The sequence below is a fragment of the Filimonas lacunae genome (assembly GCF_002355595.1).
Lineage (GTDB): Bacteria > Bacteroidota > Bacteroidia > Chitinophagales > Chitinophagaceae > Filimonas > Filimonas lacunae.
In genome coordinates, this window is record NZ_AP017422.1 from 2,075,000 (window position 1) to 2,088,041 (window position 13,042).

General features: G+C 44.1%; 10 protein-coding genes. 7 read left to right on the forward strand and 3 right to left on the reverse strand.

Annotated elements, in window-relative coordinates; all coding sequences use genetic code 11:
* The first annotated feature begins 66 nt into the window (after positions 1-66).
* The 4 genes from FLA_RS08360 to FLA_RS08375 are packed head-to-tail and all read left to right on the forward strand — an operon-like array spanning position 67 to position 2,532.
* A complete protein-coding gene (locus tag FLA_RS08360) occupies positions 67-579 on the forward strand; it encodes a CAP domain-containing protein (RefSeq protein ID WP_076381179.1) in 513 nt (170 codons plus the stop codon).
* Between the two features lie 27 nt (positions 580-606).
* The gene (locus tag FLA_RS08365; protein ID WP_076381178.1) at positions 607-1,368 is read left to right on the forward strand and encodes an ABC transporter ATP-binding protein; all 762 of its coding nucleotides are present in this window, start codon (positions 607-609) and stop codon (positions 1,366-1,368) included.
* 40 nt (positions 1,369-1,408) lie between these two features.
* A complete protein-coding gene (locus tag FLA_RS08370; protein WP_076381177.1) occupies positions 1,409-1,933 on the forward strand; it encodes a YfiT family bacillithiol transferase in 525 nt (174 codons plus the stop codon).
* A 32-nt stretch (positions 1,934-1,965) separates the two neighbouring features.
* Complete coding sequence (locus tag FLA_RS08375) at positions 1,966-2,532, forward strand: NUDIX hydrolase (protein ID WP_076381176.1); 567 nt, start codon at positions 1,966-1,968, stop codon at positions 2,530-2,532.
* A gap of 61 nt (positions 2,533-2,593) precedes the next feature.
* Here FLA_RS08375 and FLA_RS08380 read toward each other — a convergent pair whose 3' ends face one another.
* Positions 2,594-3,001, reverse strand: a complete 408-nt coding sequence (locus FLA_RS08380; RefSeq protein WP_231940407.1) for an FKBP-type peptidyl-prolyl cis-trans isomerase — start codon at positions 2,999-3,001, stop codon at positions 2,594-2,596.
* 46 nt (positions 3,002-3,047) lie between these two features.
* On the reverse strand, positions 3,048-4,268 hold the full coding sequence (locus FLA_RS08385) for a TCR/Tet family MFS transporter (RefSeq protein WP_076381174.1): 1,221 nt from the start codon (positions 4,266-4,268) through the stop codon (positions 3,048-3,050).
* A gap of 61 nt (positions 4,269-4,329) precedes the next feature.
* On the opposite strand from FLA_RS08385, the gene FLA_RS08390 reads away from it, so the two are divergent.
* Positions 4,330-5,667: an exonuclease domain-containing protein gene (locus FLA_RS08390; RefSeq protein WP_076381173.1), complete on the forward strand. Its 1,338-nt coding sequence runs from the start codon at positions 4,330-4,332 to the stop codon at positions 5,665-5,667.
* Positions 5,668-5,669: 2 nt separating this feature from the next.
* Here the strand turns inward: FLA_RS08390 and FLA_RS08395 are convergent, their stop codons facing one another.
* On the reverse strand, positions 5,670-7,325 hold the full coding sequence (locus FLA_RS08395) for a hypothetical protein (RefSeq protein WP_076381172.1): 1,656 nt from the start codon (positions 7,323-7,325) through the stop codon (positions 5,670-5,672).
* A 215-nt stretch (positions 7,326-7,540) separates the two neighbouring features.
* On the opposite strand from FLA_RS08395, the gene FLA_RS08400 reads away from it, so the two are divergent.
* Together FLA_RS08400 and FLA_RS08405 are read left to right on the forward strand one after the other, a co-directional pair.
* Positions 7,541-9,817, forward strand: a complete 2,277-nt coding sequence (locus tag FLA_RS08400; protein ID WP_076381171.1) for a Tex family protein — start codon at positions 7,541-7,543, stop codon at positions 9,815-9,817.
* A 125-nt stretch (positions 9,818-9,942) separates the two neighbouring features.
* The gene (locus FLA_RS08405) at positions 9,943-13,041 is read left to right on the forward strand and encodes a T9SS type B sorting domain-containing protein (RefSeq protein ID WP_076381170.1); all 3,099 of its coding nucleotides are present in this window, start codon (positions 9,943-9,945) and stop codon (positions 13,039-13,041) included.
* Position 13,042 lies beyond the last annotated feature (1 nt).

The window sequence follows — 13,042 nt, forward strand, 5'->3', positions numbered from 1 at the left end:
TACCTCTAACATAGGATGGTATATAAATTGCCTATTATTGCTTAATCCGCTATAATGCAACTTATTATGAAAAAGTATCTTGGATTTATGCAATTACTGGTGCTGGCACTGGTAATTACTACATCTGCTGCCTGTCAGCAAAAAAAAATAACCACCACTTCTTCTGTTGCCAATTACAACAGGGATGGGGTGAGTCTGGATGGAATGACAAGCGACATTCTGGTGCTGGTAAACAAACATCGTAAAAGCATAGGCAAACCCGCTTTGCAAATGCTGGATGCAGCTTCTACCCAGGCGGCTATTCACAGCCGTAACATGGCGCAGAAAAAGGTGGCTTTTAGCCACGATGGTTTCGAAACCCGCTTTAAAAACATTAAAAATCAGGTACCCGGCAATTTCAGCGGTGCAGCAGAAAACGTTGCCTATGGCGAAATGACGGCCGATGAGGTGGTTGATGGCTGGTTGCACAGTCCCGGGCACAAGAAAAATATCGAAGGAGATTACAATCTCACCGGTATTGGTGTTTCCAAAGCAAAAGACGGAACTGTGTTTTATACGCAGATATTCCTTCGCAAATAACGACTGATACAGTAACTTGCTGCTGTTATGCAGCAAGTTATTATTTCGGTAAAAGAACTGACCAAAAAATACGGTAGTTTTGAGGCAGTAAAGGGAATTAGTTTTGACGTATATGAAGGTGAAATCTTTGGTTTGCTGGGCCCCAACGGAGCCGGCAAAAGCACCACGCTGGAAATAATAGAAACGCTACGCACTAAAACCGGAGGCCAGGTAACTGTAGATGGTTTTAACCTGGACCATTCTCCCAACGACATTAAGAAAATTATAGGTGTTCAGCTGCAAACCTCTGGTTATTATCCGGGTTTGAACCTCACTGAACTGATTACACTATTTGCAGGATTATACAATCGTACCATTAATCCATTGGAATTACTGGACAGGGTAAATCTGCGCGACAAAGCAAAAAACAAGTTTAAAGAGCTGAGTGGTGGTCAAAAACAACGTTTTTCCATTGCCACCACGTTGATTAACGAGCCTAAGATCATTTTCCTGGATGAGCCTACCACCGGATTGGATCCCCAGGCCAGGCGTAATTTATGGGAGCTGATCAGGGAAATTCGCCAAAAAGGTACTACCGTAATTATCACCACCCACTACATGGATGAAGCAGAAATTTTGTGCGACAGGGTAGCAATTGTAGATAGTGGCAAAATCATTGCTTTAAACACACCGGATCAATTGATAGATGAACTGGTGGCCACGGGTTTTGAGCGTCCGAAAGAAGTGAAGAAGGCCAACCTGGAAGATGTGTTTATTCACATGACCGGTAAAGAGCTGAGAGGTGAGTAACCGGTAACACGCTCCTTACAAACCATAAACCTATACTTGTATGGAAGATCTTCGTTATCCCATCGGAAAGTTTGCACCTCAACCATTTTCGCAGGCACAAAAAGAAAGCTGGTTGCTGGATCTGAAGTTTTTACCGAACGAATTGGAAGCCGCCATTCTTAATCTGGATGAAGGCCAGTTGAATACCCCCTATCGCGAAGGGGGATGGACGGTAGTACAGGTAGTACACCACGTGGCCGACAGTCATATCAATGCATATACCCGTTTTAAACTGGCGCTTACAGAAGATAACCCGGTGATAAAACCATATAAGGAGGGAGAATGGGCTAAACTGGATGATGTGCAGGCTGTGCCAATTAATGTGTCCATTACATTACTTTATGCCCTGCATCAGCGTTGGGTAGCTACGTTGAAAAACCTGGACGACCATGCATGGGAGCGTACTGTTTTTCATCCGGAGCAAAAGGCCGCTATCAGCCTGTGGCAGCTACTGGGCTCTTACGCGTGGCATGGTAAACACCATGTGGCCCATATCACCGCATTACGTAGCCGTATGAACTGGTAAATAAAAAGTAAAACATTTAAAAGGATATTACTATGAGCGACACGGCATTAAACTGGAAAACGCTTTCATCAGAGTACGTATATAAAGACAACTGGCTTACTGCCCGTAAGGATAAATGCGAAACCCCGGATGGTAAAATTATAGAAGATTATTACGTACTGGAGTATACCGATTGGGCCACTGCTTTACCGATTACCGAAGACGGTAAAATAATACTGGTAAAACAATACAGGCATGCCCTGGGTGAAACCAGTATTGAGTTGCCCGGTGGCTGTATTGACGACACGGATGCTACTATTGAAGATGGTATCCGCCGTGAGTTACTGGAAGAAACCGGTTATGCTTTTGAAAAAGTGCATTACCTGGGCCGCACTTCTGCTAACCCTTCTACCAATGCAAACCTGATGCACACATTTGTGGCAACAGGCGGTAAAAAGGTGCAGGATCAGCATCTGGATGCGAATGAGCAAATTGAAATAATGGAAGTAAGCTGGGAAGAGTTTTTGCAGTTAGTAGATGAAAAGCGTATTGTGCAAAGCATGCACATGACCGCTATTTTCTACGCTTTACGCTACCTGGACAAAATAAAGTTTGTATAGTCAAACAAAAACAGCGCAGTAGTTACTACTGCGCTGTTTTTTTATATGTTGGTATTGACGCTTATTTAAAGCTGATCAATTCCACATCAAAAATCAAAGTGCTGTTAGCGCCAATTACCGCGCTTACCTGCCTGTCGCCATAAGCCAGGTGAGGAGGAATAAAGAAGCGGAATTTGCTACCGGTAGGCATTAACTGCAAACCTTCGGTCCAGCCTTTGATCACCTGGTTTAAACCAAAGCTAATAGACTGACCTCTTTGTACAGAGCTATCAAACACGGTACCGTCGATCATAGTGCCATGATAGTGACAATGAACATTGCTGGTAGCAGATGGCTTAGGACCAGTGCCTTCCGTTAATATTTCGTATTGTAAACCACTGGGTAAAGCTACCACACCTGGTCTTTGTTTGTTTTGCTCTAAAAACGCCTCACCTGCTTTCAGGTTTTCTGCTGCTTTTTCTGCTTTCATTTGTGCTAATTTTTCGGCTACGCCCATAATATTGTAAAATGCGAAGTTAAACAGGTTTCTGTGTTTTTCTGAAACTTCTTATTGCCAGGAAAGTGCTGATCAATGTTAAAACCGCGCCTGCTAAAAACGGCGCTCCGGGAAACTGCACTGGTGCATTCTTAGAAGTAAACCAGGCAAACAGGCTCGACATCATAGGCGGGCCTACAATAGCAGTAGCACTTATAAGGCTGGTTAAAGCGCCTTGCAGCTCGCCCTGTTCGTTGGGCGGTACCTCGCCGGAAATCAATCCCTGTATAGAAGGGCCGAATATGCCGCCCAGTGCATAAGGCACCATAAAGGCAAACATCATCCAGCCCTTAGTGGCAAATGCAAATAAGGTAAAACCCAGGGCGTATAGCAGTAAGCCGGTGTACACGCTTTTATGTTGCCCTATTTTAGGTATCACCAGACGTATTAAACCGCCCTGCACCAATGCCACCATTAGGCCTACAAAGCCTAGTGAATAACCTATCCAGGCTTCGTTCCAGCCAAATTTAAGCATGTTGTAATAGGTCCAGGTGCTTTGCACAGCATGCGAAGCCACATATATCAGCACCAGGGAAGAAGTTAAACCGGCAATAGTAGGATATTTTTTCAGCAGCAGCAACGAGCCAATAGGGTTAGCTCTTTTCCAGCTGAACGGTCGACGGTTTTCGGAAGCCAGTGATTCGGGTAATATAAAATAGCCATATAACCAGTTAAGCAAACTAAGGGCGGCTGCTGCATAAAATGGTACTTTAATACCTATATGCCCTAATACACCACCCAAAGTAGGGCCGATAATAAAGCCCAGTCCAAACGCTGCGCCTACCATTCCAAAATTCTGCGCTCGTTTTTCCGGTGCGCTGATATCTGCAATATAGGCGGTTGCGGTGGTAAAACTGGCGCCGGTAATGCCGGCAATCACCCTGCCCACAAACAACCAGGCAATAGAAGGGGCAAAGGCCAGAAACAGGTAATCTATCCCAAATCCAAACAGCGAAAACAGTAAAACAGGTCTTCTTCCATAACGGTCACTCAAATTGCCCAGTAATGGTGCACATAAAAACTGCATAGCGGCATAGGCAAATGTGAGCCAGCCATTATATTCACTGGCAACACTTAAATCGCCGTTGATCATGTTTTTTATAAGGGCAGGTAACACCGGAATAATAATGCCCAAACCAATCACATCAATCAGTAACGTAATAAAAATAAACCCCAGAGCTGCTTCTTTTTTTGTGCGCATGGCAAGTAAAATTGCTGCAAAGTAACGCCAAAGATGATAAAATATGTAGATTGCCGAAGGTATGTATGCAATAGTGGATATAGAAACAACCGGCAGTCACGCAGCAGATAATGGCATTACAGAAATTGCCATTGTACTGCACGACGGCGAGAAAATAGAAGGCCGGTTTAGCACGTTGGTGAACCCACTGGTTGCCATACCCCCGTATGTGGTTAGCCTTACTGGCATTACCAATAACATGGTAGCCACGGCGCCTTTATTCAAAGACATTGCACCCAACGTACATCGCTTATTGCAGGGACGCATATTTGTAGCGCACAACGTAAACTTCGATTATTCTTTTATCCGGCATCATTTACAGGCAGTAGGTTTGCACTGGCAGGCACGTAAACTGTGTACGCTACGCCTGGCAAGGGCGGCCTTTCCCGGTTTGCCTAAATACGGACTGGGGCATATTTGCCGCTCGCTGGACATACCGGTTACCGACAGGCACCGCGCTACTGGTGATGCCGATGCTACTACTATTTTGCTGGAAAAAATAATGGTAAAAGGGGGGGAGAAGCTGATAAAAGAGTTTTTGAAAAAGGAAGCCAAAGAGCAGATTTTACCTCCCAACCTGCCACAGGATCATGTAAAAAGTCTTCCCAACACACCAGGGGTATATTACTTCCACGACAGCAAAGGCACTGTTATCTATGTGGGGAAAGCCAAAATGTTGCGCAAAAGGGTAGTAAGTCATTTTACCGGATTGGATACCGGTAAAAAGCGCCAGAGCTTTTTGCGTGATATCTACAGCATTACGTTTAAAGAAACGCCCACCGAGCTCACCGCTTCTATATTGGAAAGTGTGGAAATAAAAAGGTTGTGGCCTGTTCACAACGTAAGTCAGAAGAATGCAGAAAAGCTGTTTGGCATCTACCTGTTTGAAGATGGCAGGGGCTACCTGCGCCTGGCTATAGATAAAAAGCGCAAGCTGCTGGAACCACTGGTGTCGTTTAACATACTCAGCGATGCCCACCGATATTTATGGAAGCTGGTAAAAGATTTTCAGCTGGATGCCGCCTGCTGTTTCCTCGATAAATCGGTAAAAGAAATCTCTCTTACCGAAACGCCGGCTGAATACAATGCCAAAGTGCAAAAAGCAGTGCTGCAAATGCAGGAAGAAAAAGGAACCTATGCTATTATCGAAACCTGCGACACGGGTAATGATGTATCCTGTATTTTGGTAGAAAAAGGCCGTTTCTTTGGTATGGGCCTGCTACCCGAAAAGGCAAACCCTTTTGAAATAGAACATATCCGCGGGCATATGACACCTTACCCAGAGAATGAGGTGTTGAAAAATATGTTGCGTAGTTATTCCGAAAAATACCCTTCGCGGGTGTTGCAACTGGGGGCGTAACATTAATCCCCCTTTACCGTAGCCACCACTCCTGTCATAATAGTCTTCCATAACAGGTTAAAGAATGATTTTTCCGGTGCACGCTCAAAATAAGCATGCTTAGCTACCAGTGCATCGCCTTTTTTAGGGTTTTCTTTCTGGAAAATGAAAGTTTTAGCTATAAAATTCATTAATCCTTTCTTTTTTAACTCCCCATCCTCATCACCCTTTTTCAAAATAGACACTTCCAGGTTATCATAAGCTACCTTAATGTCACCGTTGGCATGAGCGTTATTGCCCTTAATGAATGCGCTGAACTGCTTTATATTGGCTTTTTTTACCTCAAACAACCCTAGCGGAACAGTAGCTTTATTCAGGCTGGTTCCATCCATTTTACCCATATCCACGGTTACGGTAAACAGGCCATCTTTCAAATGGGCCATATCAAATTTCCAGGTGGTTTTTAACTCTCCATCATCCATAAAACGGGCTTCAGCATTTACCTCAAAAGTGGGGTTAGCTGCTATTTTTTCCGGCCGGTTGGTAATATTGGTTAAAGTGCCATTCACATGTGTAAACTGAATGGTGCCCATCTGGCCAGACTTGGGATTAAACTCTTTATACAATACCTCAAAATTGTGCAGGGCTACCTTTTCTATAAACAAGGGAATAGGAATATTGCCTATGTTCTGATGCGGGTAATGGCCAGTTTTATTTTGTCCGCTGCCCGGCAGGGCCTTATCACTGTAAAGCTCTACTTCTCCTTTATAAATGTCTACATGGCCGGTTGTGATCGCTTGTCCGGACAATAATCCCCACCAGTCTGCGTCTTTTATAGTTGCAGTGGCTGCCTGCAAGTCGTACCGGTCTTTACGGAATTGAAGTTTTTTGCTGAAAGCGGCTTTATTGCCGATAGGCTTCATCGAAATACCCCATAGCTTAACGCTTTTGGTAACAGTTTCAATGTTTAAAGAATCTATATTAAACCGGTACAGGTTGTCGGCCGTGCTCAGGTTATAATCCTTTAAAAATATACTCGCATCACTGGCATATAAAAAACGGGAGGCATCGTTTTGCGTAGTATCATTAAACAGGATATCCTTAAAGCGAAAAGTGAGGTCTTTTAAATGCACCTCTTTGTTTTTATTATCCATGTCGTAATAATCTACAGCAACGTGCTGCGCTTCTGCATTACTTAGTTTAAATGATTCCAGTTGTTTACTCAGGCGTTGATAAAGTGTAGTAGTATCCTTTACCTGGTTATAACCTCTTTTTTTATGGTACATCTGTATTTGCGGATCGCGCAGATATAAAGCCTGCAAATCAATATGTTTTTTGTCCAGCAAGTCAAGCGGACTAATCCCCTTTATTTCCAGGGCTTTTAATGAGATGGAAAATATATCGTCCGGGGCTTTCTGTTGCTGTTCCAGTAGTTGTAAACGGCTACTGTCGGGTATCAGGTGTGCATTAATGACGGTAAGGGTAGAATTGATCACATCTACCTCTATTTTATCCATAGTTAACCGGTACAAGCTGTCAGATCCGGTTTTTACCAGTTCCTGTAGCTTGTCTTTGATCATGGGTTCAAAATCTTTGCTTTTACGGGTGGTCAGGTAAATAACAATTCCGGTAGCAATTACTAATATAATAATGCTGATGGTCCAGATGATTTTTCTCATGGGTTCGGTTTTTATGCTTTTTGCAGGCTATATGATGATATTCGGTTCTTTACTATCTTATAACAATTACCAGGCCCACAAAGGCCATTTCACTAATAAGCCAACTAACTTACAAATCATATACCGTTAAAACCTGCAAAGCCATCCCAATCTTCTAATTTTTACTAAATACTTTAGAATTCTCGCTATATTCGCACCCCTTTTAAAGAAGTTATATGTTAGAATTTGCCCAAAGTATAGCCGCGAAATTGAATCTGCGTATTCAGCAGGTAGAAGCTGTACTTGCCCTTTTTGCCGAAGGTGCTACTGTTCCCTTTATTGCCCGTTACCGGAAAGATAAAACCGGTGCTTTGGATGAAGTACAGATAGTGCAGATACAGGATGAAGCGAAGTTTTTGAAGGAATTTACCGAGCGTAAAACCACCATTGAAAAAACAATTACCGAGCAGGGTAAAATGACCGAAGCCCTGCAGGAGAAAATAAACAAGGCTATCACGCTGGCCGAACTGGAAGATATTTACCTGCCCTACAAACCCAAACGCAAAACCAAAGCACAAACCGCCCGCGAAAACGGACTGGAGCCGCTGGCTTTATTGCTGTTAGAGCAAAAAGAAGGCGACCCTGCCGATGTGCTGGAAAGCTATCTGAACGATAAGGTAACTTCTGGTGATGATGCTTTACAGGGAGCCAGGGACATTATTGCAGAAATGGTGAATGAAGATGCGGTGGTTCGTGCCAAAACGCGTAAACTGTTTGAAGATACTGCCACTATTCAAAGCAAAGTGTTACCCGAAAAAGAAACCGAAGGCGTTAAATACAAAGACTACTTTGACTTTTCCGAGCCTATCCATAAAGTGCCTTCTCACCGTATCCTGGCTATCCTGCGCGGGTTCCTGGAAGGGTTTTTACGGGTATCTATTTCCCCGGTAGAAGAAGATGCAATAGAACCTATTGAAGAGATCTATGTAAAAGGGTTAACGCCTTCTTCCACACATATCCGCAAAGCGATTAAAGACTCTTACCGCCGCCTGTTACAGCCCAGCCTGGAAAGCGAATTCCGTAACATATTAAAGCACAAAGGCGACGAAGAAGCGATTAACGTGTTTGCCGAAAACCTGCGCCAGCTGTTGTTAAGTGCCCCACTGGGCAGCAAGCGCATACTGGCCCTTGACCCCGGGTACCGTACCGGTTGTAAAGTAGTGTGCCTGGACGAAAAAGGCGAACTGCAATACAACGATGTTATCTATATACACGAAGCCAACCGTTTATACGACGCAGAGCATAAGATAAGAGAGTTGGTGGCCCGTTACAACATACAGGTATTTGCTATTGGCGATGGCACTGCCGGAAGGGAAACTGAACAGTTTATTAAAAAGCTGGGCTTAAACCTGCCGGTGTTCCTGGTAAATGAAGATGGCGCTTCTGTATACTCTGCTTCAGAAACAGCGAGGGAAGAATTTCCCGATCAGGATGTAACTGTTCGTGGCTCGGTAAGCATTGGCCGTCGTTTGATGGACCCGCTGGCCGAACTGGTAAAAATTGATCCTAAAAGCATTGGAGTAGGGCAGTATCAGCACGATGTAAACCAGTTTCGCTTAAAAGAAAAGCTGGATCAAACCGTGGTAAGCTGCGTAAACGCCGTGGGTGTTAACCTTAACACCGCCAGCAAGCATCTGTTAAGCTATGTGAGTGGTATTGGCCCCACGCTGGCAGATAACATTGTAAAGCACCGCAGCGAAATAGGACGTTTCAGCTCCCGCCAGGAGTTATTAAAAGTGCCGCGTTTGGGTGGTAAAGCCTTTGAACAATGTGCCGGTTTCTTACGCATACAGGAAGGCAAGCATGTGCTGGACGCCAGTGCAGTACACCCCGAAGCCTACCCGCTGGTAGAAAAAATGGCGGCAGATTTACAAACTGATGTAAGCGCACTGATTGGCAACGAAAAACTGATTAACAGCATTGATATTAAAAAGTATGTAACCGAGCAGTTTGGTGAACATACCGTTCGAGATATTCTGAACGAATTAAAGAAACCAGGATTAGATCCACGTAGCGAACTGGAGCAATTTGAATATGCCAGCATTTACAAAATTGAAGATGTAAACGTAGGGATGGTGGTGCCTGGTGTGGTAACCAACATCACCCGCTTTGGTGCTTTTGTTGACATTGGCGTAAAGCAGGATGGCCTGGTGCATGTAAGCGAAATCTCGCACAAGTACATCACCGACCCTGGCGAAGCGTTGAAGCTGAACCAGAAAGTGCAGGTGAAAGTGCTGGAAGTAGATGTGGCCCGCAAACGTATTGCGCTGTCTATCAAACAAACAGAAGAAGCGCCTGCACGTGGCGGTGGCAACAACAGTGGTGGTAATCGCAAACCAGGTAATAATACCAACGATAAACCACGTGCCAATAACACTAAAAAAGAAGAAGATTTAAGCGGCCTGAGTGTAAATGACGCACTGGCTATGCTAAAGAAGAAGTTTGGTAAATAATAGTTACCTCATTTAAGGTAAAAAGCGTTATTTGTTGTGATATTAATGACAGGTAACGCTTTTTTATATATTAAATATCTACATTGCGAAAAAGTCCGGTGACCCTACACTCTAAATACAATGTAATGCGGACTTTGTTCTATATCATCACTATTCTGCTTATCAACCTGTTGACTGCTTTTAACAGTGAAGCGCAAACGGTTACCTGTAAAGATTCGGCGTTCAGGAAAGCGTATTCGGTAACCAATGAAGCCATACGAGGTATACACCACGCCACCCTTCCCAATGATGTAACATTAATTACAGGCTCTTATACGGCGGCAGGTGCTGCTGTTAGCCAGGGAATGGCTATGTTGTTGAATGCAGGGGGAAACATACAAACAGCTTTAACACAGGCGCTTAATGGTACTACAACCAGTTTAGCCTGGGAAATGGGCGTACCACTGAAAGACGGAGGTATCCTTTTGGAAGGCAGTCCTTTTATTGCTGTACCGGTAGCAGGAGGAAGTGATAATATGGTGCTTGCCAAAACAGATGCCTCTTTAAACCTGCAATGGGCAAAAAGTTATACCATAAATCCGGCTCTATATGGCACAATTAACAACCAGATACCTGGTATCGTTACTCACTTTGTTACTCAGATAGATAATGGCGATTTTATTTTAGCCTACAGCTTTTTAAGCAATTTTAGCCCGGCATATACGGGTGTTTTCAATAGTATAGCACGCATTAATGGCACAACTGGTGATATTATATGGAGTAAAGATTTCATGTCATCCACTCAGGCATGGGGATACACGTGTGGTGTGTTTCAACAAGGTAACTCACTGGAAGTGCTGGGGTTCATGGAAGTAGAGCCCGATATTGTGAATAGCGATATTCGTGCTGTGTATGCAATGAAGCTTGCTTTATCAGATGGTACAATAGAGATAATGAAACGTCATCGTTTCAGCAATATTCATTACTCTGGTTATCATTATAATTTCAACCAGTTCAGGGCGCGAAAAACCACTAATGGATATGAATTATATGGTGAACTATTTGAAGATGCCGCTTCCGGTTTAAGTAATCGTGGTTTTATGAATGTACAATTAGATGACAATTGTAACGTTGTTGTGGCCAGGGCATGGGATAACGACTATACAGCCTTAACAGAACTTCATGAAACATTGATAGATACAGTGGGGAATATTATTTTCCTGTCGCCCGGCAATACAGGTACTCTGTATAGTATATATGCTACCACCGGATCTGCCAAAAGAACCAGGATGCTAAACATTCAGGGCGCCGCCAACGATCTCACTGGAATGGGATGGGGCAGTCGCATTGCTTTTAAAAGTAACGCGATTACAACAGTTATGTGTAATAACACGAGTAGTGGATTATCAGTAATAGAATTGGCGCAGCTAACACCAGCAGATACCGTTACAGGTTGTACGGGCAAGGAAATGCCGTCCTATAATATGGAATTGCCTTTTGGTTTTATTGATGATAGCCATGGCTGGGATATGGTAAATGATAATGGTTTGGTGGCTTCTCCGGTTACGCTAACGGTGGCATCTTTACCTGTACAGGAAACGGATGTATGTAAAACAATTACAACCTGCACAGGCATTCATATCAGTGGGGAAGATTCTATCTGCGCCCCCGCTGCATTAACAGCACAATATACAGGGCGTACTACCGGCGTATGTGCCAAAGTCATCTGGCAAACCAATACCAGCCCATATGCTACGCTACAAACCTTAACCGATTCAACAGTAAGTATACAATATACAGCCCCTGATACGGGAAGTGTTTCGCTGAAGTTATATGCAGTAGCAGGTGGATGCGGCGTAGTGCAGGATTCATTGGAAATACGGCTTTTTGCTAAAGCAAAGCCTGTATCTGATAAAACCTTCCTCTGTGTAAACGACAGCGCCCTGTTAACTCCGGGGCATTGGTTTCAAACCTACTTGTGGCAGGATGGCTTTGCCGATTCGGTATACAAAGCCAGGCTAGCCGGTGCGTACCAGGTAAAAGTCACTTCCTGGTGTAATACAGATGAAACGGTGGCCTTCACTATCAACGGCAATACCAGCAAAGTAAGCCTGGGCAACGACACCCAAAAATGCAACAACGATAGCCTTGCTCTTACCGCCACACCAGGCTATAGCAGTTATAACTGGTTAAACACTTACCACCTGTTATCAACCGGTGGTAACACTGTAAAAGTATTTCCCGATAAAGACACTGCCTATATTGTAGAAGCCCGAACCACCGATGGCTGCATCACATTAGATACTGTGCAGGTTGCGGTATTGCTATCACCTGCCATTACTTTAGGCAACGATACCAGTTTTTGCACCGGCCAGAAAGTGGTGTTAAATGCAGGCAACGTTTTTAATAGTTTTCAATGGAGCACAGGCGCCACCACCCCAATAATAGAAGCAACCGCAGCTGGCAGTTACCAGGTAAAAGCGCAATATAGTAATGGCTGTTTTTCGGCCGATACATTGGTAGTAAATACAGTATATGCCCTGCCTGTGTTGCATATGCCGGATAAATTGATAGTATGCCGCCAGCAGAATGATGTGTTGCAGCCAGGCGCTGGTTTTGTTACCTACGAATGGCAGGATGGTAGTAGCGCCGCTACCTACCTGGTTACACAGCCCGGCAATTACTGGGTGAAGGTTACTGATGCACATGCATGTGAAACCACAGGAACTACTGCCGTTACCCGGGTAGCAGATAAGCCGGGTAACTTTATTGATACCGATACGGCAATGTGCACTTATGCATCTGTGGTATTACAACCCTATACCACCTTTAGTAGTTATGTATGGAGTACAGGAGCAACACAGCCATCCATCACCGTAAACCAGCCGGGTAGTTATACTTTACAGGTTACGGACACCAATGGATGCATAGGAGAAGAAGTGGTAGTTGTTTCTGCCAAAGCATGCGCTAACAGCATTTATTTCCCCTCTGCATTCACTCCCGATGGCAATGGCAAAAACGATCAGTTTAAACCGCTGGTAACCGGGGCTATACTCAAATATCATTTCTCTATCTACAACAGGTGGGGCCAGTGCATTTTCAATACCGATAATCCCGCTAATAGCTGGAATGGTTTCTACAAAAGTAAATCGCAGGAAGTGGGTAACTATGTATGGATGTGTAGCTACCAGTTTGCCGGAGAAAAAGAAAAAGTGGAAAAAGGTTCCGTGGTATTGATTCGATAAT